At 72.9% G+C, this 1,179-nt stretch carries 3 protein-coding genes; 2 read left to right on the top strand and 1 reads right to left on the bottom strand.

Features of this window, described 5'->3' with window-relative positions:
• Nucleotides 1–97: 97 nt before the first annotated feature.
• Nucleotides 98–445 (top strand): metallopeptidase family protein, encoded by a 348-nt coding sequence (locus H5J29_RS33565; RefSeq protein ID WP_376768605.1) that lies wholly within the window; start codon nt 98–100, stop codon nt 443–445.
• On the opposite strand, the gene H5J29_RS33560 is transcribed toward H5J29_RS33565, so the two are convergent.
• Entirely contained in the window at nt 442–924 is a 483-nt protein-coding gene (locus tag H5J29_RS33560) for a carboxymuconolactone decarboxylase family protein (protein WP_181784889.1), read from the bottom strand. The two genes, H5J29_RS33565 and H5J29_RS33560, sit on opposite strands and share 4 nt — an antisense overlap.
• Nucleotides 925–974: 50 nt before the next feature.
• On the opposite strand from H5J29_RS33560, the gene H5J29_RS33555 reads away from it, so the two are divergent.
• Nucleotides 975–1,179: GntR family transcriptional regulator (locus H5J29_RS33555; protein WP_181784888.1), on the top strand; the 205-nt coding region annotated here is incomplete at its 3' end.

The raw sequence follows: 1,179 nt of genomic DNA, 5'->3' as shown, positions 1-1,179 counted from the left end.
CCCCCTCCGGCGAGGTGCCCGCCCCGCCTGCGGAGGAGGTGCCCCCGGCACCCGCACCCCCGGTGCTCCCGGAGATCCTCACCCCGCCGGCGCCCTAGTGCCACGGGTGGACCGGGAGCGGTTCGAGGAGCTGGTCTCCGACGCGCTCGACGAGGTGCCGCCTCGGCTCACCGCCGCGATGGACAACGTGGTGGTGCTGGTCGAGGACCGGCACCCGGAGGACCCGGAGCTGCTCGGGCTCTACGAGGGCGTGGCGCTCACCGAGCGGACCAGCGACTACGGCGGTGTGTTGCCGGACCGGATCACGATCTTCCGGGAGGCGATCCTCGCGATCTGCGAAACCGAGGAGGACGTGGTCCACGAGGTCGCCGTGACCGTCGTGCATGAGATCGCCCACCACTTCGGCATCGACGAGGAGACCCTCCACGAGCTGGGCTGGGGCTAGCGCGGCCGGTAGTGCCCCGGCACCATTCGCGTGGTCACCGCGAAGCGGTTCCAGGCGTTGATCGCGGTGATGGCCGCGACGAGCTGGGCGAGCTCGGTCTCGTCGAAGACCTCGGCGGCCTCGGCCCACACCGCGTCGGGCACGAAGCCTTCGGTCAGCACGGTCACGGCCTCGGTCAGCGCGATCGCCGCGACCTCGCGCGCGGTGTAGAAGTGCCGCGACTCCTCCCACGCGGGCAGCTGCACGATCCGGTCCACGGTCTCGCCGCGGGCCAGCGCGTCCTTCGTGTGCATGTCGATGCAGAAGGCGCAGTGGTTGAGCTGGGAGGCGCGGATCCGCACCAGCTCCAGCAGCGCGGGCTCCAGACCCGCGCCGGCAGCGGCCGAGAAGCGGGCCATGGCCTTGTAGACGTCCGGGGCGAGCTCGGGCAGGGCGATCCGGGGGGTGTGTTCGGGCAGCCGGGTCTCGGTCGTGGTCATGTCGACGACGGTAGGTCCGGGGTGGCGCACGTGTGTGGTCCACTTCGTGCATGGTTTCGCGGGCCACTCTCGACCTCCACCTCGACCTGCGGCCCGGGGACCGCGGGGTCCGCGCGGCCCTGACGGCGGCGCTGCGGGAGGCCGTGGACAGCGGGCGGCTGCCTCCGGGGGCGCGCCTGCCGTCCTCGCGCTCCCTGGCGGCGGATCTGGGGCTGGCCCGGAACACGGTGGCCGACGCCTACGCGGAGCTGGTCG

The organism is Pseudonocardia pini (genome assembly GCF_013870575.1).
Lineage (GTDB): Bacteria > Actinomycetota > Actinomycetes > Mycobacteriales > Pseudonocardiaceae > Pseudonocardia > Pseudonocardia pini.
The sequence above is the reverse complement of the archived record's forward strand: the minus strand, read 5'-3'. Positions and strand labels throughout refer to the sequence as shown.

What these genes read in the sequence shown, in the direction of transcription:
- H5J29_RS33560 (WP_181784889.1), bottom strand. Translation starts at nt 924, where the DNA reads ATGACCACGACCGAGACCCGGCTGCCCGAACACACCCCCCGGATCGCC.